Annotated in this window: 24 protein-coding genes; 17 read left to right on the forward strand and 7 right to left on the reverse strand. The window is 53.7% G+C overall.

Annotation, left to right across the window (positions count from 1 at the left end; genetic code table 11):
* The first annotated feature begins 101 nt into the window (after positions 1-101).
* Positions 102-1,502, forward strand: coding sequence for a H(+)/Cl(-) exchange transporter ClcA (clcA, locus tag ACQG0T_RS04115; RefSeq protein WP_271040562.1), 1,401 nt, complete (start codon positions 102-104; stop codon positions 1,500-1,502).
* Between the two features lie 85 nt (positions 1,503-1,587).
* Positions 1,588-1,932, forward strand: a complete 345-nt coding sequence (gene erpA / locus ACQG0T_RS04120; protein WP_003856230.1) for an iron-sulfur cluster insertion protein ErpA — start codon at positions 1,588-1,590, stop codon at positions 1,930-1,932.
* A gap of 58 nt (positions 1,933-1,990) precedes the next feature.
* On the opposite strand, the gene ACQG0T_RS04125 is transcribed toward erpA, so the two are convergent.
* Genes ACQG0T_RS04125 through mtnN form a run of 3 tightly spaced genes read right to left on the reverse strand, consistent with a single transcriptional unit; the run spans position 1,991 to position 4,138 of the window.
* Positions 1,991-2,614: a TRIC cation channel family protein gene (locus ACQG0T_RS04125; RefSeq protein ID WP_003856227.1), complete on the reverse strand. Its 624-nt coding sequence runs from the start codon at positions 2,612-2,614 to the stop codon at positions 1,991-1,993.
* Between the two features lie 23 nt (positions 2,615-2,637).
* The gene (gene btuF, locus ACQG0T_RS04130; protein ID WP_017383741.1) at positions 2,638-3,447 is read right to left on the reverse strand and encodes a vitamin B12 ABC transporter substrate-binding protein BtuF; all 810 of its coding nucleotides are present in this window, start codon (positions 3,445-3,447) and stop codon (positions 2,638-2,640) included.
* Positions 3,440-4,138: a 5'-methylthioadenosine/S-adenosylhomocysteine nucleosidase gene (mtnN, locus tag ACQG0T_RS04135; RefSeq protein WP_003856223.1), complete on the reverse strand. Its 699-nt coding sequence runs from the start codon at positions 4,136-4,138 to the stop codon at positions 3,440-3,442. The genes btuF and mtnN overlap by 8 nt, the downstream gene beginning before the upstream one ends.
* An 82-nt stretch (positions 4,139-4,220) precedes the next feature.
* Here mtnN and dgt point away from each other — a divergent pair, with 82 nt between their 5' ends.
* From dgt to ACQG0T_RS04150, 3 genes are all read left to right on the forward strand, one after another.
* Positions 4,221-5,735, forward strand: coding sequence for a dGTPase (dgt, locus tag ACQG0T_RS04140; RefSeq protein WP_015572717.1), 1,515 nt, complete (start codon positions 4,221-4,223; stop codon positions 5,733-5,735).
* Between the two features lie 132 nt (positions 5,736-5,867).
* Positions 5,868-7,301, forward strand: a complete 1,434-nt coding sequence (gene degP, locus ACQG0T_RS04145) for a serine endoprotease DegP (protein WP_271040563.1) — start codon at positions 5,868-5,870, stop codon at positions 7,299-7,301.
* A 146-nt stretch (positions 7,302-7,447) separates the two neighbouring features.
* Positions 7,448-8,605, forward strand: a complete 1,158-nt coding sequence (locus ACQG0T_RS04150; RefSeq protein WP_003856217.1) for a CdaR family transcriptional regulator — start codon at positions 7,448-7,450, stop codon at positions 8,603-8,605.
* A gap of 89 nt (positions 8,606-8,694) precedes the next feature.
* On the opposite strand, the gene ACQG0T_RS04155 is transcribed toward ACQG0T_RS04150, so the two are convergent.
* The 4 genes from ACQG0T_RS04155 to map form a co-directional block, all read right to left on the reverse strand.
* Positions 8,695-9,084: a DUF3461 family protein gene (locus ACQG0T_RS04155; protein WP_015572719.1), complete on the reverse strand. Its 390-nt coding sequence runs from the start codon at positions 9,082-9,084 to the stop codon at positions 8,695-8,697.
* Between the two features lie 111 nt (positions 9,085-9,195).
* The gene (gene dapD / locus ACQG0T_RS04160; RefSeq protein ID WP_003856214.1) at positions 9,196-10,020 is read right to left on the reverse strand and encodes a 2,3,4,5-tetrahydropyridine-2,6-dicarboxylate N-succinyltransferase; all 825 of its coding nucleotides are present in this window, start codon (positions 10,018-10,020) and stop codon (positions 9,196-9,198) included.
* 32 nt (positions 10,021-10,052) lie between these two features.
* The gene (gene glnD, locus ACQG0T_RS04165) at positions 10,053-12,728 is read right to left on the reverse strand and encodes a bifunctional uridylyltransferase/uridylyl-removing protein GlnD (protein WP_045344487.1); all 2,676 of its coding nucleotides are present in this window, start codon (positions 12,726-12,728) and stop codon (positions 10,053-10,055) included.
* Positions 12,729-12,790: 62 nt separating this feature from the next.
* A complete protein-coding gene (gene map, locus ACQG0T_RS04170; RefSeq protein WP_015572721.1) occupies positions 12,791-13,585 on the reverse strand; it encodes a type I methionyl aminopeptidase in 795 nt (264 codons plus the stop codon).
* A 321-nt stretch (positions 13,586-13,906) separates the two neighbouring features.
* On the opposite strand from map, the gene rpsB reads away from it, so the two are divergent.
* The 12 genes from rpsB (at position 13,907) to fabZ (ending at position 26,327) form a co-directional block, all read left to right on the forward strand.
* On the forward strand, positions 13,907-14,632 hold the full coding sequence (gene rpsB / locus ACQG0T_RS04175) for a 30S ribosomal protein S2 (RefSeq protein ID WP_003856207.1): 726 nt from the start codon (positions 13,907-13,909) through the stop codon (positions 14,630-14,632).
* A 117-nt stretch (positions 14,633-14,749) separates the two neighbouring features.
* Positions 14,750-15,601 (forward strand): translation elongation factor Ts, encoded by an 852-nt coding sequence (gene tsf / locus ACQG0T_RS04180; RefSeq protein WP_015572722.1) that lies wholly within the window; start codon positions 14,750-14,752, stop codon positions 15,599-15,601.
* A 149-nt stretch (positions 15,602-15,750) separates the two neighbouring features.
* On the forward strand, positions 15,751-16,476 hold the full coding sequence (gene pyrH, locus ACQG0T_RS04185) for a UMP kinase (protein WP_002889306.1): 726 nt from the start codon (positions 15,751-15,753) through the stop codon (positions 16,474-16,476).
* Positions 16,477-16,643: 167 nt separating this feature from the next.
* A complete protein-coding gene (gene frr, locus ACQG0T_RS04190; protein ID WP_017383739.1) occupies positions 16,644-17,201 on the forward strand; it encodes a ribosome recycling factor in 558 nt (185 codons plus the stop codon).
* Positions 17,202-17,293: 92 nt separating this feature from the next.
* Positions 17,294-18,493 (forward strand): 1-deoxy-D-xylulose-5-phosphate reductoisomerase, encoded by a 1,200-nt coding sequence (gene ispC / locus ACQG0T_RS04195; protein ID WP_047717382.1) that lies wholly within the window; start codon positions 17,294-17,296, stop codon positions 18,491-18,493.
* A 185-nt stretch (positions 18,494-18,678) separates the two neighbouring features.
* Complete coding sequence (gene ispU, locus ACQG0T_RS04200; RefSeq protein WP_003856176.1) at positions 18,679-19,437, forward strand: (2E,6E)-farnesyl-diphosphate-specific ditrans,polycis-undecaprenyl-diphosphate synthase; 759 nt, start codon at positions 18,679-18,681, stop codon at positions 19,435-19,437.
* Positions 19,438-19,449: 12 nt separating this feature from the next.
* Complete coding sequence (gene cdsA, locus ACQG0T_RS04205) at positions 19,450-20,307, forward strand: phosphatidate cytidylyltransferase (protein ID WP_003856175.1); 858 nt, start codon at positions 19,450-19,452, stop codon at positions 20,305-20,307.
* Positions 20,308-20,318: 11 nt separating this feature from the next.
* Complete coding sequence (gene rseP, locus ACQG0T_RS04210) at positions 20,319-21,671, forward strand: sigma E protease regulator RseP (protein ID WP_003856174.1); 1,353 nt, start codon at positions 20,319-20,321, stop codon at positions 21,669-21,671.
* 31 nt (positions 21,672-21,702) lie between these two features.
* Complete coding sequence (gene bamA, locus ACQG0T_RS04215; RefSeq protein WP_003856172.1) at positions 21,703-24,120, forward strand: outer membrane protein assembly factor BamA; 2,418 nt, start codon at positions 21,703-21,705, stop codon at positions 24,118-24,120.
* Between the two features lie 123 nt (positions 24,121-24,243).
* Entirely contained in the window at positions 24,244-24,738 is a 495-nt protein-coding gene (skp, locus tag ACQG0T_RS04220; protein WP_006810039.1) for a molecular chaperone Skp, read from the forward strand.
* Between the two features lie 3 nt (positions 24,739-24,741).
* Positions 24,742-25,767, forward strand: a complete 1,026-nt coding sequence (gene lpxD, locus ACQG0T_RS04225) for a UDP-3-O-(3-hydroxymyristoyl)glucosamine N-acyltransferase (RefSeq protein ID WP_015572726.1) — start codon at positions 24,742-24,744, stop codon at positions 25,765-25,767.
* Between the two features lie 104 nt (positions 25,768-25,871).
* The gene (gene fabZ, locus ACQG0T_RS04230; RefSeq protein WP_003856165.1) at positions 25,872-26,327 is read left to right on the forward strand and encodes a 3-hydroxyacyl-ACP dehydratase FabZ; all 456 of its coding nucleotides are present in this window, start codon (positions 25,872-25,874) and stop codon (positions 26,325-26,327) included.
* Positions 26,328-26,330 lie beyond the last annotated feature (3 nt).

A 26,330-nucleotide genomic window follows, 5' to 3' on the forward strand; every position in this document is an offset into this window, starting at 1 on the left:
CCCTCAGAAGGCTTAACAATTGTTAAGTATTTTTCAGGGGACGAGGGGATTGTCTCTGGTAGAATCCCTGCGGCCTTTTGTATGACGAAACAGAACAGGTAATGAACGAGAACACACCTTCTTTTGAACAACAACAGTTTACGCGCGCGAAGCACCGGGTCAGTATCCGGCGGCTGCTCAACCGTGACAAAACCCCGTTAGCCATTCTGCTGGCAGCCGCCGTGGTCGGTACGCTGGCCGGGCTGGTGGGGGTCGCATTCGAGAAAGCGGTCAACGCGGTGCTCAACTGGCGCATAGGTACCGTCGCCAGCTTTGCCGATCGGGAATGGCTGGTCTGGGTGTGGGCATTTGGCCTTTCGGCGCTGTTTGCCATGGTGGGGTATTTTCTGGTGCGTAAATTCGCACCTGAAGCAGGTGGCTCGGGGATCCCTGAAATTGAGGGGGCGCTGGAGGAGCTACGCCCGGTTCGCTGGTGGCGGGTGATTCCTGTGAAATTTATCGGCGGGATGGGAACCCTCGGGGCGGGCATGGTGCTCGGTCGGGAAGGGCCAACGGTACAGCTGGGCGGTAACGTCGGGCGCATGGTCGGCGATCTGTTCCGTATGCGCAGCGCCGAAGCACGGCATACGCTGCTGGCGACGGGGGCCGCAGCGGGGCTGTCTGCGGCGTTTAACGCGCCGCTGGCGGGTATCCTGTTTATCATTGAAGAGATGCGCGCCCAGTTCCGCTACAACCTGATCTCCATTAAAGCGGTGTTTACCGGCGTGATTATGTCGAGCATTGTCTTTCGCGTCTTTAACGGCGAAGGAGCGGTGATTGAAGTTGGCAAGCTGACCAATGCGCCGGTCAATACTTTATGGCTGTATCTGGTTCTTGGGATGATTTTTGGCGTCGTCGGCCCGCTTTTTAACACCCTGATTTTACGGGCGCAGGATATGTTTCAGCGCATCCATGGCGGAAATACCACGAAATGGGTGCTGGTGGGAGGCCTGCTTGGCGGCGTGTGCGGGATCCTCGGTTTCATCGAACCGAATGCGGCGGGCGGCGGTTTCGGCCTGATTCCCATTGCCGCGGCGGGGAATTTCAGCGTAGGCCTGCTGCTGTTTATGTTTATTTCACGCGTCATCACCACGGTATTGTGCTTCTCCTCTGGCGCCCCGGGCGGCATTTTTGCTCCGATGCTGGCACTGGGGACGCTGCTGGGTACGGCGTTCGGGATGGCGGCGGCGGCAGGTTTCCCGGCCTACCATCTGGATGCGGGGACGTTTGCGGTTGCGGGAATGGGGGCGCTGCTGGCGGCCTCCCTGCGCGCGCCGCTGACCGGGATCGTACTGGTGCTGGAAATGACCGACAATTACCAGCTCATTTTGCCAATGATCATTACCTGTCTCGGCGCGACACTATTAGCCCAATTCCTGGGTGGAAAACCGCTATACTCCACCATTCTTGCCCGTACCCTGGCGAAACAGGAAGCTGAACAGGCCCTGAAGCAGAATACTTGAATGAATTACCAGGGTATTAGATAATGACAAAAAGAATTGGGTGATTTTTGCCCAATAGCAGTCGCAGTATTCATGGGAGCATAAGATGAGTGATGACGTAGCGTTGCCGCTGGAATTTACCGAAGCAGCAGCGAAAAAAGTGAAAACCCTGATTGCCGACGAGGACAATCCGGATCTGAAACTGCGTGTTTATATTACCGGCGGCGGCTGTAGTGGCTTCCAGTATGGTTTTACCTTTGACGATCAGGTTAACGATGGTGATATGACTATCGAGAAACAGGGCGTCGCGCTGGTGGTTGACCCGATGAGCCTGCAATATCTGGTGGGCGGTTCAGTGGACTACACTGAAGGTCTGGAAGGTTCGCGCTTTGTGGTGACTAACCCGAATGCGACCAGCACCTGCGGGTGTGGTTCTTCGTTCAGTATTTAAGCCTGAATGCAGATTGTAGGCCCGGTAAGCGAAGCGCTACCGGGCTTATAAACGACGCCTATCTTGAATTTTCATCCAGCGCAAACGTCGGCAGCTTCAGGTGCCAGCGTATCGCCGCTAAACGGATCACCAGCGTGACCACCATCCCCAGCATCGCCGCATTCTCCAGCGGGACAGCAAAGGTGTAATACGCCGTGGCGTGAACAATCCCCCCGATGATACAGGCCGTCGCGTAGATTTCCGTTCGCAGGATCATCGGGACTTCTCGCGCCAGTATGTCGCGAATAATCCCCCCGCCCACGCCGGTTAACACGCCCATACAGATCGCCACCAGCGGGCCAGTCCCGGCAATAAAGGCTTTATTCACGCCTATTCCCACAAAGACCGCCAGACCGACGGCATCCAGCACCGGCAATATCCATTTTGGCAGTCTGCGAGGCTGACGAACCAGCACGATGGTTAACAGGCAGGTGACCATCGCCACCACCAGATCCGTGGGATCTTTTACCCAGAATACCGGGCCGTTTGCCAGCGCCATATCGCGGATCGTTCCGCCTCCCACCGCCGTAACAACGCCGAGTACCAGTACGCCAAAAGGATCCATGCGTAGTTTTCCGGCAAGCAAAACGCCGGAGATAGCAAAAACGGCTGTGCCAAGAATATCCAGCCAATACACGAGCATCGTTAAATCCTCGAAGGGGGTATTTATCTGTTTGAGTGACTCTCTGCCAGTTCGGCGCAGAGTTGTTTTGCGGCGAGGATAATACGCGGGCTGGCGCGTTCAAACCAGTCGCTGTTGAGTGCGATAACCGGAATTTTAAGCTGCCGATGCCAGAATTGTTCTATTTTAGGAATCTCGCTCGCATTTCCGACCACCACAATGGCCTGCGGTTGTCGCGCAAGAACCTGCTCACGACTGACCTGGGGCCAGGGAACCCGGCTTTCGGCAAAGATATTTTCACCTCCACAGGTTTCAAGCACCTGGTTCTGGATCGAGCCTTTACCGGTAGTAAACAGCGGCTGGCTGCCAAATTGCAGAAAAACGCGTTGTTTCGGTTGCGTGCCGTATCGGGCTTTTAGCGCGGCATAGTCGTTGAGCATCTGCTGTGCAGCCTGCCCGGCGCGTTGGGGGGTAGGGCTGAAGGGCGCGAGGTCACGGAGGGTTTGCGCCACCTGTTCGATGCTCACCGCGTCCACCCATTTCACCGTTATTCCCAGCGAAGAGAGCTGGTTCACCTGCCGTTCGGCATTACCGCCGCGCCAGGCGAGGACCAGATCGGGCTTTAGCGCCACGATGCGTTCCAGGTTCATTCCCTGCCAGGTGGCAACCTGTTCGATATGGGCGGCCTGCGGTGGATAATCGGAAAAGCTGCTCACCGCAACGGGCGTGATCCCGGCGGCAAACGCCAGTTCCGTATTGGCAGGGGAGAGAGTGATCACCCGCGGCGCGGCGATGAGCCAGGCCGGAGCGAGCAGAAGCAGGGCGACCAGCGCCCTGAATGACACCTTACCCACGCGCCAGTTTCTGCACCAGGGTTTCCACCATCACGGTGGACTGTTTGGCCGCAACGGCCAGGAATTCGTCGAAGCTGATGTGGGACTGCTGGTCCGCCACGTCAGAGATCGCGCGAACGACCACGAACGGCACGCTGAAGTTATGGCATACGTGCGCGATGGCTGTGGCTTCCATCTCCACGGCCACAGCCTGCGGGAAGTTATGACGGATTTTCGCCAGACCGACAGAGCCGTTGATAAAGGCATCGCCGCTGACGATCAGGCCACGCACCGCATTGAGGTTCAGCTCGTTAATGCAGCTTTCAGCGGCGGCAATCAGCTTATCATCCGCTTTAAACCCGGCCGGGCAGCCCGGAAGCTGACCATATTCGTAGCCGAATGCGGTGACATCTGCATCGTGATAACGCGCTTCGTCGGAAACCACGATATCGCCCACTTTCAGCGTCGGCGCCAGACCGCCCGCAGAACCCGTATTAATGATAACGTCAGGCTTGCAGCGCTCAAGCAGCAGGGTCGCGCCCAGTGCCGCTGCAACTTTACCGATGCCTGATTTCAGCAGAGCCACGTCAACACCGTTCAACTGGCCGGTGTAGATCTCACAGCCACCGAGGGAGAGGGTCTGACGGTTCTCAATTTTGTCACGCAGCAGCGTAACTTCTTCTTCCATTGCACCAATAATGCCGATTTTCATAGATTTACTCGCGATGTGCCTTGTTAAGATGCATAGTCTATCATGCGGTTAAGGGGAAACGCATTCTCACGCGGGGGAGCACATGGCACCAATCGATTTTCGCACCAAAATTAACTGGCACCGACGTTTCCGTTCGCCACAGGGCGATAAGAGCGAACATGAGATCCTGCGCATTTTCGAAAGCGATCGCGGACGCATCATCAACTCGCCCGCCATCCGTCGGTTACAGCAAAAAACCCAGGTGTTCCCGCTGGAGCGTAACGCCGCGGTGCGTACGCGGTTAACGCACTCCATGGAAGTGCAGCAGGTGGGGCGCTACATTGCGAAAGAGATCCTCAGCCGTCTCAAAGAGCAACGTCTGCTGGAAACCTACGGACTGGATGAACTGACCGGGCCGTTCGAAAGCATCGTTGAGATGGCCTGCCTGATGCACGATATCGGCAATCCTCCCTTTGGTCATTTCGGCGAGGCCGCCATCAATGACTGGTTTAAACAGCGGCTTTTTCCCTCTGACGCCATAAGCCAGCCGCTCAGCGATGACCGCTGTGTGGTACGCGATTTATGCCTGCGTGAAGGCGAAGATAGCCTGAACGATCTGCGCCGTAAGGTGCGCCAGGATTTGTGTCATTTCGAAGGTAACGCGCAGGGGATCCGTCTGGTGCACTCCCTGATGCGGATGAATCTGACCTGGGCCCAGGTGGGCTGTATTCTTAAATACACGCGTCCCGCATGGTGGACCGGAGAAACGCCCGCCACGCATAGCTACCTGATGAAAAAACCGGGCTATTACTTATCGGAAGAAGCATACATCGCGCGGTTGCGTAAAGAACTGTCTCTGACCCCTAATGGCCGTTTTCCATTGACATGGATTATGGAAGCGGCTGATGACATTTCTTATTGCGTGGCCGATCTGGAAGACGCGGTGGAAAAAAGAATATTCAGCGTCGAGGAGCTGTATCAGCATCTTCATGATGCCTGGGGAGAGCATGAAAAAGGTTCTCTGTTTGCGCAGGTCGTCGAGAATGCCTGGGATAAATCGCGTTCAAATTCGCTGAGCCGCAGTACCGAAGATCAGTTCTTTATGTATTTGCGGGTGAACACGCTGAATAAACTGGTGCCGTATGCGGCCGCCCGTTTCATTGATAATTTGCCGATGATATTTAGCGGGGAATTTAATCACGCCCTGCTGGAAGATGAGAGCAGTTTTAGTCAGCTTCTTGAATTATATAAAAACGTGGCTGTTCGCCATGTTTTCAGCCACCCGGATGTCGAGCAGCTGGAGCTGCAAGGATACCGGGTTATCAGCGGGTTACTGGAGATTTATGGCCCGCTGCTCCAGCTGACGGTCGATGAGTTCAGTGAGCTGGCAAATAATGAACGTGTTCGCCGCCTGCCGATTGAATCTCGTCTCTATCAGAAGCTTTCAACCCGCCACCGGCTGGCATACATTGAAGCCGTCAGTAAAATAGATCGCCATTCTTCCCAATGGCCAGTCATGGAATATTATTATCGCTGTCGTCTTATCCAGGACTATATCAGCGGGATGACAGATTTGTATGCCTGGGATGAATACCGCAAGCTTATGGCCGTTGAATAAGCCATGAGTTTTGTAAAGACGACCAATAAATTTTTACTTTTTCCATAAACTTAATCCCGGAACTAAGCGGTATAAAACGAATCTGAGTTACACAGCAATTTTGCGTTATCTGGTAAATCGAGATTGAGAAACATGAAAAAAACCACATTAGCAATGAGTGCACTGGCTCTGAGTTTAGGTTTAGCGCTGTCCCCTCTGGCGATGGCGGCCGAGACAGCTTCCTCGGCAGCGACTGCGCAGCAGATGCCAAGCCTGGCCCCGATGCTCGAAAAAGTGATGCCATCGGTGGTGAGTATTAACGTTGAGGGCAGCACGACCGTCAATACGCCGCGTATGCCGCGTAATTTCCAGCAGTTCTTCGGCGATAATTCGGCATTCTGCCAGGACGGCTCGCCATTCCAGAGTTCTCCGTTCTGTCAGGGCGGCGGCGCAGGGGATGACGGTCAGGGCGGCGGCCAGCAGCAGAAATTCATGGCACTCGGCTCGGGCGTTATTATTGATGCAGCGAAAGGCTACGTGGTGACCAATAACCACGTGGTAGATAATGCTAACACCATTAAGGTGCAGATGAGCGATGGCCGTAAATTCGATGCCAAAGTGGTCGGTAAAGATCCGCGCTCTGATATCGCGCTGATTCAGATTCAGGATCCGAAGAACCTGACGGCGATTAAGCTTGCCGACTCTGACGCGCTGCGCGTGGGTGACTACACCGTCGCCATCGGTAACCCATTTGGTCTGGGCGAAACCGTGACCTCGGGTATCGTCTCTGCGCTGGGACGTAGCGGCCTGAATGCGGAAAACTATGAAAACTTCATTCAGACGGATGCGGCCATTAACCGTGGTAACTCCGGCGGTGCGCTGGTTAACCTGAACGGTGAGCTGATCGGTATCAACACCGCTATCCTGGCACCGGACGGTGGCAACATCGGTATCGGCTTTGCTATCCCGAGCAACATGGTGAAAAACCTGACTGCGCAGATGGTGCAATATGGACAGGTGAAACGCGGTGAGCTGGGGATCATGGGTACCGAACTGAACTCCGAGCTGGCGAAAGCGATGAAAGTGGACGCTCAGCGCGGCGCATTCGTAAGCCAGGTCATGCCGAACTCTTCGGCGGCGAAAGCCGGCATTAAAGCGGGTGACGTGATCACCTCTCTGAACGGTAAGCCGATCAGCAGCTTTGCCGCCCTGCGTGCGGAAGTTGGTTCTATGCCAATCGGCAGTAAAGTGACCCTCGGCCTGCTGCGTGAAGGTAAGCCGGTTAACGTGAGCCTGGAACTGCAACAAAGCAGTCAGAATCAGGTCGATTCCAGTACCATCTTCAGCGGTATTGAAGGTGCCGAGATGAGCAACAAAGGGGCAGATAAAGGCGTGGTGGTGAACAACGTGAAAGCGAACTCACCTGCTGCCCGTATCGGCCTGAAAAAAGGTGATGTGATCATGGGCGCTAACCAGCAGCCGGTGAAAAACATCGCTGAACTGCGCAAAATTCTCGACAGCAAGCCTTCTGTGCTGGCACTGAATATTCAGCGTGGTGATACCTCTATTTATCTCCTGATGCAGTAATCTTCTTAAGCCCCTGTTCGCAGGGGCTTTCTCTTTTCTGTGACCTTTCCCACAACTCCATACATCTCTCTCTGCCTCTGGGCATCTGCACAATGCAGCCTTAGCTGAACTTCCCTATGCTTGAGCTCTGCTCACGGGAGGGTTATATGGCTGGCTGGCATCTTGATACCAAAATGGCGCAGGATATCGTGGCGCGAACCATGCGCATCATTGATACCAATATCAACGTAATGGATGCCCGCGGGCGCATTATCGGCAGCGGCGATCGTGAGCGTATTGGGGAATTGCACGAAGGGGCGTTGCTGGTGCTCTCTCAGGGGCGCGTGGTCGACATCGATGACGCCGTGGCGAAACATCTGCACGGGGTCCGTCAGGGTATCAACCTGCCGCTGCGTCTGGAAGGAGAGATTGTTGGCGTTATCGGTCTGACCGGCGACCCTGAATCGCTGCGTAAATACGGTGAGCTGGTCTGCATGACTGCGGAGATGATGCTGGAGCAGTCGCGTCTGATGCATCTGCTCGCCCAGGACAGCCGCCTGCGTGAAGAGCTGGTGATGAATTTGATTCAGGCGGAGGAGCACACGCCTGCCCTGAGCGAATGGGCGCAGCGTCTGGGTATCGACCTGAATCAGCCGCGCGTAGTCGCCGTTATTGAGGTGGATAGCGGCCAGCTTGGTGTGGACAGCGCCATGGTGGAGCTACAGCAGCTGCAAAACATGCTGGCGACGCCGGAGCGTAACAACCTGGTGGCGATTGTCTCTTTGACGGAAATGGTGGTGCTCAAGCCTGCGCTTAATCAGTTTGGTCGCTGGGACGCGGAAGATCATCGTCGCCGCGTTGAGCTGCTCATCGAGCGCATGAAGGAGAACGGACAGCTCCGTTTTCGCGTCGCGCTGGGAAATTACTTTACCGGGCCGGGAAGTATTGCCCGTTCATGGCGAACGGCGCGCACCACCATGATGGTGGGTAAACAGCGCATGCCGGAGAGCCGCAGTTATTTCTATCAGGATCTGATGCTGCCGGTCCTGCTCGACAGCCTGCGCGGCGGCTGGCAGGCCAACGAGCTGGCGCGTCCGCTGGTGCGTCTGAAAGCGATGGACAACAACGGGCTGCTGCGCCGCACGTTGCAGGCGTGGTTCCGGCATAACGTGCAGCCGCTGGCAACGTCAAAAGCGCTGTTTATTCACCGTAATACGCTGGAGTATCGGCTTAACCGGATCTCGGAACTGACGGGGCTGGATTTAGGGAATTTTGACGACCGGCTACTGCTGTATGTGGCGTTGCAGCTGGATGAACAGAGATGATGCTGTTTGCCGGGTGGCGGCTTCGCCTTACCCGGCCTACATGCGTTCGTAGGCCCGGTAAGCGAAGCGCCACCGGGCAATAAAACGGCTCATTTGTTACGCGTCAATTTCTCAAGATCCGCTTCAATCTCGCTGATCTTATTGGTGACTACACTTTCCAGGTGACGCAGGTCGTCAAGGATCTTACGTTTCAGATCGACTTCGCTGCGATCGCGCTGGCAGATTTGATCGAGTTCGTCGATCACGTAGCGCAGGTTAGGGCTGATTTCCTGTACTTCTTTATATCCCTGACCGATACCGTCAGCGACAACGGTCTTACGCTGGCGAGGGTATTTAAACTTCACGCTTTTGGCGAAGAACTCTCCTTTGTCCTTGTGAAAATAGATTTTCAAAATATCGTTATTGGCTTCCTGGCGGAGACTATAACGATCAATTTCATCAGGATTGGTAATGCCCAGACTTTTCAGATTATCGTACATAGCGGTACCCTTGATCTCAACATAACCTATGAATAATTAACGAAAAAATCTATTTTCGCCACCTTCGGATATAAAAAAAGCGGGGTTGCCCCCGCTTTTTGTTATACCCGATTAATCGATGGTGCGCAGCAGTTCATTGATGCCCACTTTACCGCGCGTTTTCGCGTCCACTTTTTTCACGATGACCGCGCAATACAGGCTGTATTTGCCATCTTTAGACGGCAGGTTGCCGGAAACCACAACGGAACCAGCTGGAACGCGGCCGTAGTGAATTTCACCGGTTTCGCGATCGTAAATACGGGTGCTCTGGCCAATATAAACGCCCATGGAGATCACAGAACCTTCTTCGACGATCACGCCTTCAACCACTTCGGAACGTGCGCCGATGAAGCAGTTGTCTTCGATGATGGTTGGGTTAGCCTGAAGTGGCTCAAGAACGCCACCGATGCCCACACCGCCGGACAGGTGAACGTTTTTACCGATCTGCGCGCAGGAGCCGACGGTAGCCCAGGTGTCCACCATGGTGCCTTCGTCAACGTAGGCGCCGATGTTCACGTAGGATGGCATCAGCACGGTGTTGCGTGCGATGAAGGCACCCTGACGAACGGCCGCCGGTGGTACTACGCGGAAGCCCTCTTTCTGGAAGCGCGCTTCGTCGTAATCCGCAAATTTCATTGGCACTTTATCGAAGTAGCGGCTTTCTGCTCCGTCGATAACCTGGTTATCGTTGATACGGAAAGAGAGCAGCACAGCTTTCTTCAGCCATTGATGAGTAACCCACTGACCGTCGATTTTTTCTGCCACGCGCAGCGCGCCGGAATCCAGCAGGGAAATAACCTGGTTTACCGCTTCACGGGTCACGGTATCCACATTTGCCGGAGTGATGTCGGCGCGACGCTCAAAAGCGGACTCAATAACGTTCTGTAACTGCTGCATTGTTTACTCTTTCCATTTCACTAAAAAACACGTCACCCTTTATCGTTTGGATTGAGGGCTGCTGTCAACCGTTGTTGCACTTCAAGTTGCAGGTCATTATTAAGGGCACGCCGGTCGGCCGTCGCGATTATAAATAAATCTTCTACTCGTTCGCCAATGGTTGTAATTCGGGCGCCGTGAAGCGAAATTCCCAGATCGGCAAAAACCTGACCGACGCGGGCGAGCAGCCCTGGCTGGTCGAGCGCAATCAGCTCAAGGAACGATTTACGGTCGGTATGGGTCGGCAGGAAATTGACCTCGGTATCGACGGTAAAGTGGCGCAGTTTTGCCGCCTGACGACGCGGCTGCGGAGGTTGCCAGCTGCGCTGCGTAATCGCCTGCTCGAGGCCAAAGCGTATCCCCTCATGCCTGTCCGACGACAGCGGGCTGCCGTCCGGCTCCAGCACAATAAAGGTGTCCATCGCCATGCCGTCGCGGGTGGTAAAAATCTGCGCGTCGTGCACGCTCAGGTTACGCCTGTCCAGCTCGGCACAGACCGCTGCAAACAAATAAGGCCGGTCCGGGCTCCAGATGAAAATTTCCGTCCCGCCGCGCGTGGCCTGCGGGCTGAGCAGAATCATCGGTTTTGTCAGGTCGTGCTTCAGCAGATGCCGGGCGTGCCAGGCAAGCTGGTTTGGGCTGTGGCGCACAAAGTAGTTGGCGCGACAGCGCGCCCAAATCTGATGCAGCGCCTCTTCGTTGATGTTATCCATGCGCAGCAGAGCCAGCGCCTGCAACTGATGGTGGCGCACACGCTCACGCATGTCGGGGGTGTTCTGCATCCCGCGACGCAGCTGTTTTTCGGTGGCGAAGTAGAGTTCGCGCAGCAGGCTCTGCTTCCAGCTGTTCCACAGGGTTTCGTTGGTGGCGCAGATATCGGCTACCGTCAGGCAGACCAGGTAGCGCAGGCGGTTCTCCGTTTGCACTTCCTCGGCGAACTGCTTGATCACTTCCGGATCCTGAATATCACGACGCTGAGCGGTAACTGACATCAGCAGATGATGGCGAACCAGCCAGGCGATAAGCTGCGTTTCACGCGAGTTCAGGCCGTGCAGCTCGGCAAATTTCAGCACGTCCTGGGCACCGAGCACGGAGTGGTCGCCGCCGCGACCTTTGGCGATATCATGGAACAGGGCGGCGATCAGGATCAGCTCCGGGTGCGCCAGACGTGGCCACAGATCAACGCACAGCGGATGGCGGGATCGCGTCTCTTCTTTAGCGAAGCTTTCCAGCTTCAGCATGACGCGGATCGTGTGCTCATCTACCGTATAGGCGTGAAACAGGTCGAACTGCATCTGCCCGACAATATGCGACCACTGGGGCATATAGGCCCACAATACGCTGTGACGGTGCATCGGCAGCAGACCGCGGCTGACGGCGCCCGGATGACGAAGCATGCTCAGGAACAGCGAGCGCGCCTCCGGGATGTAACACAGCGGCTGCTTCAGATGGCGTCGTGCATGGCGCAGATGACGCAGGGTGGTGGAGTAGATCCCGGTGATCGTGCTGTTGCGCACCATGGTGTAGAACATTCGCAGGATCGCTTCCGGTTCGCGGATGAACAGCGTTTCGTCGCGCAGATCGATAAGCGTGCCGCGCAGCTGAAATTCGTCATCAATCGGACGCGGTTTTTCGTCTGCCGTCAGCGCGAGGATCGCCTCATCGAACAGCTGTAACAGCATCTGGTTTAGCTCAGAGACGCGGCGGGTGACGCGGAAGAAATCCTTCATCATTTGCTCGACCGGCTCGTTGCCCTCGCCCTGGTAATTCAGGCGCTGCGCCACGCTGAGCTGTCGGTCAAACAACAGGCGGTTATCGTAGCGGGTGACTTCCAGGTGCAGGGCAAAACGGATGCGCCACAGCAGATGCAGACACTCATTGAGTTCGTTACGTTCGGCTTCGGTCAGAAAACCAAACCCGACCATTTCGTCCAGCGATGTTGCTCCAAAATGGCGACGGGCGACCCATTGCAGCGTGTGGATATCGCGCAGGCCACCGGGGCTGCTTTTAATATCCGGTTCGAGATTATAGCTGGTACCGTGATAGCGCTGGTGGCGCTGGTTTTGTTCTTCGACTTTCGCGGCGAAGAATTTTTCCGAAGGCCAGAAGCCGTCGCTAAAGATGTGTTTTTGCAGTTCGAGGAACAGCGCAACGTCGCCAATCAGCAGGCGGGTTTCAATCAGGTTGGTGGCGACGGTCAGGTCAGATAACCCTTCCAGCAGACACTCTTCCAGCGTGCGTACGCTGTGGCCCACTTCCAGCTTTACGTCCCAGAGCAGGGTCAACAGTTCACCGATTTTCTGCGCCCGATCGTCCGGCAGTTTTTTACGGCTTAAGATCAGCAGGTCGATATCAGAGAGTGGATGCAGTTCACCCCGGCCATAGCCGCCGACCGCAACCAGCGCGACGTCGCTCACCTGTCCGAAACCGTAGTCGATCCACAGACGTTGCAGGAGCTGGTCGATAAATTCGGTGCGCGCTTCAATGAGCTGTTCGGCCGAAATGCCTACGTCAAATGCGTTACCCAGCCAGCGATGGAAAACCTCCATGTGGGCTTTGATATGCGCGCAGGTCAGCTCATGCGGTGGCCAGACGCCCGGGTTATCAGGCTGGTCGGGGAGGGTGGGAAGTGCTGTATTAGCATACTGTTCGGGTAAGAGATTACTCATCGTGCGCCACCCATAAGAAAAAGCTATCGCCATTAAAAAAGCCGGCATTCGCCGGCTTCTTATCACTCAATGTTCGTCAGTATCGCCGGGATGGTGTCATCCTTGCGCAACGTCATAATTTCGCAGCCGTTGTCTGTAACCACAATAGTATGCTCGTACTGGGCAGACAAGCTTCTGTCTTTGGTTTTTACCGTCCAGCCATCTTTCATGGTACGGATGCGGTAATCACCCGCGTTGACCATTGGTTCGATAGTGAAGGTCATGCCCTTTTGCAGCACTACGCCGCCGTCGTCTGCATCGTAGTGCAGAACCTGCGGTTCTTCATGGAACACACGACCAATACCGTGACCGCAATATTCGCGCACCACGGAGAAACCTTCCGCTTCCACAAATTTCTGGATTGCGGCGCCGATGGTGCGCAGGCGGATGCCCGGCTTCACCATTTTCAGCGCCAGGTAGAGGCTCTCTTGCGTCACTTTGCACAGACGCTCGCCCAGAATCGTTGGCTTGCCAACGATGAACATCTTAGAAGTGTCGCCGTGGTACTCGTCTTTAATCACGGTCACGTCGATGTTGACGATGTCGCCATCTTTCAGCAGCTTCTCGTCATCCGGAATGCCGTGGCAAACCACTTCATTAATAGAGATGCAGACGGATTTCGGGAAACCGTGATAGCCAAGGCAGGCGGAGACCGCGTGCTGCTCGTTGACGATATAGTCGTTACAGATGCGATCCAGTTCGCCAGTGCTGACGCCCGGTTTCACAAACGGCTCGATCATTTCCAGCACGTCCGCGGCCAGACGACCGGCGACGCGCATCTTTTCAATTTCTTCAGGTGTCTTAATAGAGATAGCCATGTAATCTGTCCATCGGTGTCGATTTTTTCGACAATACTAGTGTAAGTGTTGTCAATGGTATCAGTCAGGCGCACCCCGTGCCAAATTGAGAATCATTAACAGCACACTCCGCCAACAATTATTGGTTTCTGGCCGTGTTTTGTGATATAAAGCGCGCCGGACTTCCGATCCATCTCAGATACACAGGCTGGACGGGAGCGACAAATCTCACTTTGTGTAACAACACACACGTATCGGCACATATTCCGGGGTGCCCTTCGGGGTCGGTAATATGGGATACGTGGAGGCATAACCCCAACTTTCAATATAGAGGTTTTAAACATGGCAACTGTTTCCATGCGCGACATGCTCAAGGCTGGTGTTCACTTCGGTCACCAGACCCGTTACTGGAACCCGAAAATGAAGCCTTTCATCTTCGGCGCACGTAACAAAGTTCACATCATCAACCTTGAGAAGACTGTACCAATGTTCAACGAAGCCCTGGCTGAGCTGAACAAGATCTCTTCCCGTAAAGGTAAGATTCTGTTCGTTGGTACTAAGCGCGCTGCAAGCGAAGCTGTGAAAGATGCTGCTAACAGCTGCGACCAGTTCTTCGTGAACCATCGCTGGTTGGGCGGCATGCTGACCAACTGGAAAACTGTTCGTCAGTCCATCAAGCGCCTGAAAGATCTGGAAACCCAGTCTCAGGACGGTACTTTCGATAAGCTGACTAAGAAAGAAGCGCTGATGCGTACTCGTGAACTGGACAAGCTGGAAAACAGCCTGGGCGGTATCAAAGATATGGGCGGCCTGCCAGACGCGCTGTTCGTAATCGATGCAGACCACGAGCACATCGCAATCAAAGAAGCTAACAACCTGGGTATCCCGGTATTCGCTATCGTTGATACCAACTCCGATCCGGACGGTGTTGACTTCGTTATCCCGGGTAACGACGACGCAATCCGTGCTGTTAGCCTGTACCTGAGCGCTGTAGCTGCTACCGTTCGTGAAGGCCGTTCCCAGGATCTGGCTTCTCAGGCGGAAGAAAGCTTCGTAGAAGCTGAATAATAAGGTTTTACCCCTTATTAGTACCGTGTATGAATAGGGGCCCATTATCGGCCCCTTTTTTCAATTTATACTGTTTGGCTCCCGGCCGGGCAGTTCACATCTCCCGAGGATTTAAGAATGGCTGAAATTACCGCATCCCTGGTAAAAGAGCTGCGTGAGCGTACTGGCGCAGGCATGATGGATTGCAAAAAAGCGCTGACCGAAGCGAACGGCGACATCGAGCTGGCAATCGAAAACATGCGTAAATCCGGTGCGATCAAAGCAGCTAAGAAAGCAGGCAACGTTGCTGCTGACGGCGTGATCATCACCAAAATCGACGGCAACTACGGCATCATCCTGGAAGTTAACTGCCAGACTGACTTCGTTGCTAAAGATGCTGGTTTCCAGGCATTTGCTAACAAAGTTCTGGACGCAGCGGTTGCAGGCAAAATCACTGACGTTGAAGTTCTGAAAGCACAGTTCGAAGAAGAGCGTGTAGCGCTGGTTGCTAAAATCGGTGAGAACATCAACATCCGTCGCGTTTCTTCCCTGGAAGGCGATGTTCTGGGCTCTTACCAGCACGGCGCGCGTATCGGTGTTCTGGTTGCGGCTAAAGGCGCTGACGAAGAGCTGGTTAAACAGCTGGCAATGCACATCGCTGCAAGCAAACCAGAATTCGTTAAGCCAGAAGACGTGTCTGCTGAAGTGGTAGAGAAAGAGTACCAGGTTCAGCTGGACATCGCGATGCAGTCTGGTAAGCCAAAAGAAATCGCAGAGAAAATGGTTGAAGGCCGCATGAAGAAATTCACCGGCGAAGTTTCTCTGACTGGCCAGCCTTTCGTAATGGATCCAAGCAAGTCTGTTGCTCAGCTGCTGAAAGAGCACAACGCTGATGTAACTGGCTTCATCCGCTTCGAAGTGGGCGAAGGCATCGAGAAAGTTGAGACTGACTTCGCAGCAGAAGTTGCTGCAATGTCCAAGCAGTCTTAATGATTGAAAAGGAGCCGCCTGAGGGCGGCTTCTTTTTGTCACCCGTCTCACGAAATCAGACAGGCTCCAGTATCGCTGTGCTGATTTGCGACATATCATGTCGCCAGAATTAACCCTATCTTAATCGTTGACAGTCTCAGGAAAGAAACATGGCTACCAATGCAAAACCCGTGTACAAACGCATTCTGCTTAAGCTGAGTGGCGAAGCGCTGCAAGGATCGGAAGGCTTCGGTATTGACGCAAGCATCCTTGATCGCATGGCACAGGAAATCAAAGAACTGGTCGAACTGGGTATTCAGGTTGGCGTGGTCATTGGCGGTGGCAACCTTTTCCGTGGTGCTGGTCTGGCGAAAGCGGGGATGAACCGCGTAGTGGGCGACCACATGGGTATGCTGGCAACCGTGATGAATGGCCTGGCGATGCGTGATGCGCTTCATCGCGCCTATGTGAACGCTCGCCTGATGTCCGCTATTCCTTTGAATGGCGTATGCGATAACTACAGCTGGGCAGAGGCCATCAGCCTGCTGCGCAACAACCGCGTGGTGATCCTCTCCGCCGGTACGGGTAACCCGTTCTTTACCACCGATTCCGCAGCCTGCCTGCGCGGTATCGAAATCGAAGCCGATGTGGTGCTGAAAGCGACCAAAGTAGATGGCGTGTTTACTGCCGACCCGGCAAAAGATCCTTCAGCGACCATGTACGATCAGCTGACCTACAGCGAAGTGCTGGAAAAAGAGCTGAAAGTGATGGATCTTGCCGCCTTTACGCTGGCTCGTGACCACAAACTACCGATCCGTGTCTTCAACATGAACAAGCCTGGCGCGCTGCGTCGCGTTGTTATGGGCGAAAAAGAAGGCACTTTGATCACGGAATAATTTCCGTCGGCGATAAATACAGGTAAGATTCCGCTTTATTTCGACGTGGTATCTTACCCGGGCGCGCCTTTGGCGTTGTCATGAATTAAACGCGACTATACTTAGCACACCTGTAGCGCTGTGCTGGCGGATAGTCTGCCTGAGACAAGTTTTCAAGGATCCGTAACGTGATTAACGACATCAGAAAAGATGCTGAAGTACGCATGGAAAAATGCGTAGAAGCGTTCAAAAACCAAATCAGCAAAATCCGTACTGGCCGTGCTTCCCCAAGCCTGCTGGATGGCATCATCGTAGAATATTACGGTACGCCAACGCCTCTGCGTCAGCTGGCGAGCGTGACGGTAGAAGATACCCGTACCCTGAAAATCAACGTGTTCGACCGCTCAATGAGCCCGGCCGTTGAAAAAGCGATCATGGCATCTGACCTGGGTCTGAACCCAAGCTCAGCCGGCGCGGATATTCGCGTTCCACTGCCTCCGCTGACGGAAGAGCGTCGTAAAGACCTGATCAAAGTAGTTCGTGGTGAAGCTGAGCAGGGTCGTGTTTCCGTGCGTAACGTGCGTCGCGATGCGAACGATAAAGTGAAAGCCCTGCTGAAAGAAAAAGAGATCAGCGAAGACGACGATCGTCGTTCTCAGGACGACATTCAGAAAATGACCGACGCGGCCATCAAGAAAATTGATGCGGCGCTGGCAGAAAAAGAAGCGGAACTGATGCAGTTCTGATTTTCGCTGTACACTGATAAACGCCGTTCAGAAGGACATTGAGTCTTGCTGGCGGCGTTTTGCTTTTATCTGGTCTAACTTTTGGGCATCTCATGAAGCATCTCACTCTCCTCGGCTCGACCGGCTCTATCGGTTGCAGCACTCTCGACGTTGTACGTCATAATCCTGACAGCTACACCGTGGCCGCGCTTGTGGCCGGAAAAAACGTGCAGCGAATGGTCGAACAGTGCCTGGAGTTTACCCCCCGTTTTGCGGTGATGGATGACGAAGAGAGCGCCCGCCAGGTGAAAGCGCTGTTGCAGGAGAAGGGCTGCCGTACCGAGGTACTCAGCGGGCAACAGGCGGCTTGCGATATGGCCGCGCTTGATGACGTTGATCAGGTCATGGCGGCAATCGTCGGGGCGGCGGGTCTTCTGCCGACGCTTGCCGCTATTGATGCGGGTAAAGATGTCCTGCTTGCGAACAAAGAGTCGCTGGTCACCTGCGGACGCCTCTTTATGGAAGCGGTAAAACAGCGTGGGGCGCGTCTTTTGCCGGTCGATAGCGAACACAACGCGATTTTTCAGAGTTTACCTCAACCTTTTCAACAAAACCTGGGGTACGCTGACCTGGAGCAGAATGGCGTTGTGTCGATTCTGCTTACCGGGTCTGGTGGCCCGTTCCGTGAAACGCCACTGTCTGAATTGAGCGCAATGACGCCGGATCAGGCGTGTCGTCATCCGAACTGGTCAATGGGGCGTAAGATCTCCGTCGATTCGGCCACCATGATGAACAAAGGTCTGGAATACATTGAAGCTCGCTGGCTGTTCAATGCGTCGGCGAAACAGATGGAAGTGCTGATACACCCGCAGTCGGTGATTCACTCGATGGTGCGCTATCAGGACGGCAGCGTGCTGGCCCAGCTGGGCGAACCGGATATGCGTACGCCTATTGCTCATACGATGGCGTGGCCAAACCGCGTAAAATCGGGCGTTAAGCCTCTCGATTTTTGTAAGCTGAGTTCACTGACGTTTAGCGAGCCTGATTATGACCGTTATCCCTGTCTGAAACTGGCGATGACGGCCTTCGATCAGGGGCAGGCGGCGACAACGGCGCTTAATGCAGCCAATGAAGTGACCGTTGAAGCATTCCTGAATCAGCAGATCCGCTTTACTGACATCGCCGCGTTGAATTTATCCGTGCTGGAGATGATGGATTTGCGTGAGCCGCAGAGCGTGGAAGAGGTGCTGGCCGTGGATGAACAGGCACGCATTGTTGCGCGTAAACAGGTGACACGTCTCGCAAGCTGGTGATAAAGCAAGCACTAGTCGTCGTGCTATTTGTTAGCGTTGGGCTTCAGTGATATAGTCTGCGCCACCTGATCGCAGGTATTTGGCTTTAAGTGGTCAGGTAAGCCGTGGTTTGACACGGCTTTTTTATGTATAGGCTTCAGTATTCCTGTGTACCGTTAAATCCTTTCAGGGACTAAAAACGCGTTATGTTGTCTGCGAATCAACCAATAAGCGAAAACTTGCCAGCACATGGCTGTCGCCATGTTGCAATCATCATGGATGGCAATGGCCGCTGGGCGAAAAGACAAGGGAAGATACGAGCCTTTGGGCATAAAGCTGGGGCGAAATCTGTTCGCCGCGCCGTCTCTTTTGCCGCCAATAACGGCATTGATGCGTTAACGCTCTATGCTTTTAGCAGTGAGAACTGGAATCGACCTGCGCAGGAAGTGACTGCGTTGATGGAACTGTTCGTGTGGGCGCTCGATAGTGAAGTAAAAAGCCTGCACCGCCACAACGTCCGCTTGCGTATTATTGGCGAAACCAGTCGTTTTAACTCACGTTTGCAGGAACGGATTCGCAAAGCAGAAGCGCTGACGGAAAATAATACCGGCCTGACGCTCAATATCGCGGCGAATTACGGCGGACGCTGGGATATTATCCAGGGGGTTCGGCATTTGGCTGAGCAGGTTCAGGAAGGGCTGTTAAGACCCGACCAAATTGATGAAGAGGCGCTGAGTCAGCAAATCTGCATGAATGAACTGGCACCCGTGGATTTGGTTATAAGGACAGGGGGGGAACATCGCATAAGTAACTTTTTGCTGTGGCAAATTGCCTACGCCGAACTTTACTTTACGGATGTTCTTTGGCCAGATTTTGATGAACAAGACTTTGAAGGTGCGCTGCATGCCTTTGCCAATCGAGAGCGTCGTTTCGGCGGCACCGAGCCTGGTGGCGATAACGCCTGATGGGGGTAGCTTTTGCTGAAGTATCGCCTGATTTCCGCTTTTGTATTAATACCCGTCGTCATCGCAGCGCTGTTTTTACTGCCTCCGGTGGGATTCGCTATTGTTACGCTGGTGGTGTGTATGCTCGCCGCGTGGGAATGGGGGCAGCTTAGCGGCTTTACCTCGCGCACTCAGCGGGTATGGCTGGCGGTACTCTGTGGTTTTTTACTGGCCCTGATGCTGTATACCTTGCCTGAATATCATCATGATGTTCACCAGCCGCTGGTTGCCGGATCCTTATGGATATCGCTGGCCTGGTGGATTGCTGCGCTTGTTTTAGTGCTTTTCTATCCGGGCTCTGCGGCGATCTGGCGTAACTCTAAAGTGTTGCGCCTTATTTTTGGTCTGCTCACGATTGTTCCGTTTTTCTGGGGGATGGTTGCGTTGCGCGCCTGGCACTATGACGAAAACCACTACAGCGGCGCGATATGGCTGCTTTATGTGATGATTCTCGTCTGGGGGGCTGACTCCGGGGCCTATATGTTTGGTAAACTGTTCGGCAAACATAAACTGGCGCCAAAGGTTTCTCCGGGCAAAACCTGGCAAGGCTTCATCGGCGGCCTGTTTACGGCAGCGATTATCTCCTGGGGCTATGGCGTCTGGGCGAATCTTGAGGTTGCCCCCTCGACGCTGCTGGTATGTTCGATTTTCGCGGCGCTGGCATCGGTGCTGGGTGATTTAACCGAGAGTATGTTTAAGCGTGAAGCAGGGATTAAGGACAGTGGTCACCTGATTCCAGGACATGGCGGAATACTGGATCGCATTGACAGCCTTACCGCGGCTGTTCCCGTATTTGCTTGCCTGCTTTTACTGGTGTTTGGGACGATATAACGGAAGGTTTTATGCTGAGCATTCTCTGGAATCTGGCGGCGTTCATTGTTGCACTGGGTGTACTGATTACCGTGCATGAATTTGGCCATTTCTGGGTTGCCCGGCGCTGTGGTGTGCGGGTGGAGCGATTCTCGATTGGCTTTGGCAAATCGCTCTGGAAGCGCACCGATAAGCATGGCACCGAGTTTGTCATTGCTCTGATTCCCCTGGGCGGCTATGTCAAAATGCTCGACGAACGCGTTGAGCCTGTCGCCCCGGAACTTCGCCATCGCGCGTTTAACAATAAAACTGTTGGACAACGTGCTGCCATCATCGCTGCCGGCCCGGTAGCCAATTTCATCTTCGCTATCTTCGCCTACTGGCTGGTGTTTATCATCGGCGTGCCTGGCGTGCGCCCGGTTGTGGGCGAAATCACCACGGGTTCTATTGCGGCAACGGCGCAAATTACACCGGGAATGGAACTTAAAGCGATTGATGGTATCGAAACCCCTGATTGGGATGCCGTGAGGTTACAACTGGTTGCCAAAATTGGTGATGAGCAGACAACCGTCAGCGTATCGCCATTTGGTTCCGACCAGCGGCAGGAAAAAGTGCTGGATTTACGCCACTGGCGCTTTGAGCCAGACAAAGAGGACCCTGTCGCTGCACTCGGGATTCGACCGCGCGGCGCGCAGATCGAGCCGGTATTAGCCGAAGTACAGGCCAAATCGGCAGCGAGTAAAGCAGGTTTACAAGCGGGTGACAGGATCGTTAAAGTCGATGGTCAGCCATTAACACAATGGATGACCTTTGTTACTCTGGTGCGCGATAATCCAGGCAAGCCGCTCGCGCTGGAAGTGGAAAGGCAGGGGAGTTCGCTCTCACTGACTCTCACCCCGGATACCAAATCGGGCGGCGGTAAGGCGGAAGGGTTTGCAGGCGTTGTGCCGAAAGTGATCCCACTGCCAGATGAGTACAAGACAATACGCCAGTATGGGCCGTTTAGCGCCATCGTTGAGGCCACGGATAAAACATGGCAGCTGATGAAGCTTACGGTCAACATGTTGGGGAAATTGATAACCGGTGATGTGAAACTGAACAACCTCAGTGGGCCAATTTCGATTGCTCAGGGGGCTGGGATGTCAGCGGAGTTCGGGGTGATTTACTATCTCATGTTCCTTGCGCTGATTAGCGTGAACCTGGGGATAATCAACCTGTTCCCGCTTCCCGTATTAGATGGGGGCCATCTGCTGTTTTTAGCGATTGAAAAGCTAAAAGGCGGACCGGTATCCGAGCGAGTTCAAGACTTTAGTTATCGCATTGGCTCGATTTTGCTGGTGCTGTTAATGGGGCTTGCACTTTTCAATGATTTCTCTCGGTTGTAAGAGAGTTAGTTAGGAAGAACGCATAATAACGATGGCGATGAAAAAGTTGCTCATAGCGTCGCTGCTGTTTAGCAGCGCGACCGTATACGGTGCTGACGGGTTCGTAGTGAAAGATATTCATTTCGAAGGCCTTCAGCGTGTCGCCGTTGGTGCGGCCCTCCTCAGTATGCCTGTGCGCCCCGGCGATACGGTTAATGATGAAGATATCAGTAACACCATCCGTGCTCTGTTTGCCACTGGCAACTTTGAGGATGTCCGCGTCCTGCGCGATGGTGATACGCTGGTGGTTCAGGTAAAAGAACGTCCAACGATTGCCAGCATCACTTTCTCCGGTAACAAATCGGTGAAAGACGACATGCTCAAGCAGAACCTTGAGGCATCGGGTGTTCGTGTGGGGGAATCTCTGGACCGCACAACCCTTGCAGACATTGAAAAAGGTCTGGAAGATTTCTACTACAGCGTCGGTAAATACAGCGCGAGCGTTAAAGCGGTTGTTACACCGCTGCCACGTAACCGTGTTGACCTGAAACTGGTCTTCCAGGAAGGTGTTTCTGCGAAGATCCAGCAGATCAACATCGTGGGTAACCACGCGTTCAGCACCGACGAACTGATCTCCAACTTCCAGCTGCGTGACGAAGTGCCGTGGTGGAACGTGGTAGGCGATCGTAAATACCAGAAACAGAAACTGGCGGGTGACCTTGAAACCCTGCGCAGCTACTATCTGGATCGCGGTTACGCCCGTTTCAACATCGATTCAACTCAGGTGAGTCTGACTCCGGACAAGAAAGGTATCTACATTACCGTTAACATCACAGAAGGCGATAAGTACACGCTTTCGGGTGTTGAAGTCAGCGGCAACCTGGCAGGACATTCAGCTGAAATTGAATCTCTGACCAAAATTCAGCCGGGCGATCTGTACAGCGGATCTAAAGTCACCAAAATGGAAGACAGCATTAAGAAGCTGCTCGGCCGTTATGGTTATGCGTATCCGCGTGTGCAAACGCAGCCGGAAATTAACGACACGGATAAAACCGTTAAGCTGCACGTTAACGTTGATGCGGGCAACCGCTTCTACGTGCGTAAGATCCGCTTCGAAGGTAACGATACCTCTAAAGACTCCGTTCTGCGCCGTGAAATGCGCCAGATGGAAGGGGCATGGCTGGGAAGCGATCTGGTAGATCAGGGTAAAGAGCGTCTGAACCGTCTGGGCTACTTCGAAACGGTCGATACCGATACTCAGCGTGTACCAGGTCGTCCGGATCAGGTTGATGTTGTTTATAAAGTTAAAGAACGTAATACCGGTAGCTTCAACTTCGGTATTGGTTACGGTACTGAAAGTGGCGTGAGCTTCCAGGTCGGTGTTCAGCAGGATAACTGGCTGGGTACGGGCTACTCTGTCGGTATCAACGGGACGAAAAACGACTACCAGACCTACTCTGAGTTCTCCGTTACCAACCCATACTTCACCGTTGACGGTGTAAGCCTGGGCGGTCGTATCTTCTATAACGACTTTAAAGCGGACGATGCGGACCTCTCCTCGTATACCAACAAGAGTTACGGTCTGGATGGTACGCTTGGCTTCCCGGTTAACGAATACAACACCTTGCGCGCAGGTTTAGGGTACGTGCATAACGACCTGTCCAACATGCAACCGCAGGTGGCGATGTGGCGTTACCTGGACTCCATCGGTCAGTCGGCGAGTACGTCCAGCGATGACAACGGTTTCGCCGCGGATGACTTCACCTTCAACTACGGTTGGACCTACAACCGTCTTGACCGTGGCTACTTCCCGACGGAAGGTTCACGCGTCAACCTGAACGGTAAAGTGACTATCCCGGGCTCGGATAACGAGTTCTACAAGGTCACGCTGGATACGGCGTCCTACTTCCCAATTGATGAAGATCACAAGTGGGTCGTTCTGGGTCGTACCCGTTGGGGTTATGGTGACGGTATTGGAAGCAAAGAACTGCCGTTCTATGAAAACTTCTACGCCGGTGGTTCAAGCACCGTGCGTGGCTTCCAGTCCAATAACATTGGTCCGAAAGCGGTTTATTACGGCGGTAATGACGAAGATAACTGCGCAAGCCGTGATCCTAAGCAAGTATGTAGCTCTGATGACGCAGTAGGTGGTAACGCTATGGCCGTGGCGAGCCTCGAGTTCATCACGCCTACGCCGTTTATCAGTGATAAGTATGCGAACTCCGTGCGTACCTCCTTCTTTATGGATGCAGGTACGGTGTGGGACACCAACTGGGAGAACACCGCCCAGATGCGTGCGGCGGGGGTTCCGGACTACAGCGATCCGAGCAACATTCGCATGTCCGCAGGTATCGCATTACAATGGATGTCACCGCTGGGGCCGTTGGTCTTCTCTTACGCCCAGCCGTTTAAGAAATACGATGGAGACAAAGCGGAGCAGTTCCAGTTTAACATTGGTAAAACCTGGTAATAATCCGCTGCAATGGAATGCGTTGGCAGTGTAGCGCTGACAACCGGCGATCGGTAACACGGTCGCCTTGCCACGCAAAGAACGGTACCCCTCGGGTGCCAATGGGATGGTAAGGAGTTAATTGTGAAAAAGTGGTTATTAGCTGCAGGTCTCGGTTTAGCGATGGCAACTTCTGCTCAGGCAGCGGATAAAATTGCAATCGTCAACATGGGTAATTTGTTCCAGCAGGTTGCACAGAAAACCGGTGTTTCTGCAACGCTGGAAAACGAATTCAAAGGCCGTGCGAGCGAACTGCAACGTATGGAAGGTGATCTTCAGTCCAAGATGCAGCGTCTTCAGCGTGATGGTTCTACCATGAAAGCGAGCGAGCGCAGCAAACTGGAAAAAGACGTCATGTCTCAGCGCCAGACCTTCTCTCAGAAAGCACAGGCTTTCGAGCAGGATCGTCAGCGTCGTTCTAACGAAGAGCGTGGCAAACTGGTGACGCGTATTCAGTCTGCCGTTAAAGCAGTAGCAGCCGATCAGAGCATCGATCTGGTTGTTGATGCGAACGCCGTTGCATTCAACAGCAGCGATGTTAAAGACATCACCGCTGATGTTCTGAAACAGGTTAAATAAGTAATGCCTTCAATTCGACTGGCTGATTTAGCTCAGCAGTTGGATGCAGAATTACACGGTGATGGCGATATCGTCATCACCGCTGTTGCGTCCATGCAATCTGCTAAAGCAGGCACTATTACCTTCATGGTAAGCCCTAAGTACCGTGAGCACCTGGCCCAGTGCCAGGCGTCTGCCGTTGTGCTGACGCAGGACGATCTTCCGTTTGCCACTAGCGCTGCACTGGTAGTGAAAAATCCCTACCTGACCTATGCGCGCATGGCCCAAATTCTTGATACCACGCCGCAGCCGGCACAGAACATTGCAGCCAGTGCTGCGATTGATCCGACGGCTCAGCTGGGTAACAACGTATCAGTCGGCGCAAACGCCGTTATCGAATCCGGCGTTGTTTTGGGTGATAACGTGGTGATTGGCCCTGGCTGCTTTGTTGGAAAAAATACGAAAATTGGCGCAGGGTCTCGTCTGTGGGCCAATGTCTCTGTCTACCATGAGGTTGAGATTGGCGAGAATTGTCTCGTTCAGTCCAGCACGGTGATTGGTTCTGACGGATTTGGTTACGCCAACGATCGGGGTAATTGGGTTAAGATCCCTCAGCTGGGTCGCGTGATTATCGGCGATCGTGTGGAGATCGGCGCTTGTACAACTATCGACCGCGGTGCGCTTGACGACACCATTATTGGTAACGGTGTTATCATAGACAACCAGTGCCAGATTGCACATAACGTTGTGATTGGCGACAATACCGCAGTTGCGGGTGGTGTTATCATGGCAGGCAGCCTGAAAATTGGCCGTTACTGCATGATTGGCGGTGCCAGCGTGATCAATGGCCATATGGAAATATGCGACAAAGTCACGGTGACGGGGATGGGTATGGTGATGCGTCCAATCACTGAGCCTGGCGTTTATTCCTCAGGTATTCCGCTGCAACCGAACAAGGTCTGGCGTAAAACAGCTGCACTGGTGATGAATATTGATGATATGAGCAAGCGACTCAAAGCGATTGAGCGCAAAATCGATCAACAAGACTAAGCGTTCATCCGTTTAACGCTAAATTTCCCGGCCTGTCGGCTTTGTTTATAAACCGGCAGGCCGTGTTATTATTGCTACTTAGTACATTTGACAGGAAGAGTATTTTGACTACTGACACTCATACTCTGCATATTGAAGAGATTTTAGAACTTCTGCCGCACCGCTATCCGTTTTTACTGGTAGACCGTGTGCTGGATTTTGAAGAAGGTCGTTTTCTGCGCGCAGTGAAAAATGTCTCCGTTAACGAGCCGTTCTTCCAGGGGCACTTCCCTGGTAAGCCTATCTTCCCGGGTGTATTGATCCTGGAAGCGATGGCACAGGCTACCGGTATTCTGGCGTTTAAAAGCGTAGGTAAACTGGAACCGGGTGAACTCTATTACTTCGCGGGTATCGATGAAGCGCGCTTCAAGCGTCCGGTCGTGCCTGGTGATCAAATGATCATGGAAGTCACTTTTGAAAAAACGCGTCGCGGCCTGACTCGCTTCAAAGGCGTAGCTATGGTTGACGGCAAAGTTGTTTGCGAAGCGACAATGATGTGTGCGCGTAGCCGGGAGGCCTGATAC

This window comes from Enterobacter cloacae complex sp. 302F9 (assembly GCF_050030335.1).
GTDB classification, from domain to species: Bacteria; Pseudomonadota; Gammaproteobacteria; order Enterobacterales; family Enterobacteriaceae; genus Enterobacter; species Enterobacter hormaechei_C.